Below are 562 nucleotides of genomic sequence, written 5' to 3'. Positions count from 1 at the left end.
CAATTACTCGTCAAATTAATTTCAAAATTAAGAGTAAGGTTTTAGCAATATATTTAAACTTAGGTAATTAAATATGAGTGAAATAATTAAGAAATCATTAATTAATAAATCTAAATTCAAGCCTATACTTATAGTTGGTTTTGTAATTACATTGATTGCAGTTATAGCTATCTCTGGAGTATATGCTTTAAACACATACTTAACAAAAAAAGAAACTCCTAAAGTTGTTATGCATCAACCAAAGGATAACAGCAAAGAATTACTAAGTGGTTTCTCACATATAGTTAATCAACAAACACAGCAAAATGAGCTTTTAATAGATAAGTTAAATGCTCAAAAGGGTAATTTAATTACTAAGGATAATTTAAAGGATTTAATCTCTAGTATTAATCAAAATAATCAAAGTTTAGCTAATGAGCAAAAAAACTATACTAAAGAGTTTTCAGATGCTCTATCTAAGTTAAATAATAAGATTGATTTATTAACTAAATCAGTCACAAAAAGTATTCAACAAACACCTGTAACAGTATCAAATAATGATTTTTATATTAGTTCAATTGTG

1 protein-coding gene is annotated in these 562 nt (G+C 24.7%); it reads left to right on the top strand.

The window, feature by feature from the left end; genetic code table 11:
• Window positions 1-73 precede the first annotated feature (73 nt).
• Window positions 74-562 (top strand): hypothetical protein (locus DNK84_RS14025; protein ID WP_162902531.1); only part of this gene is annotated, 489 nt, incomplete at its 3' end.

It is taken from the genome of Facilibium subflavum, assembly GCF_003574485.1.
GTDB lineage: Bacteria > Pseudomonadota > Gammaproteobacteria > Francisellales > Francisellaceae > Facilibium > Facilibium subflavum.
This window is presented reverse-complemented; position numbering and strand designations above follow the sequence as displayed.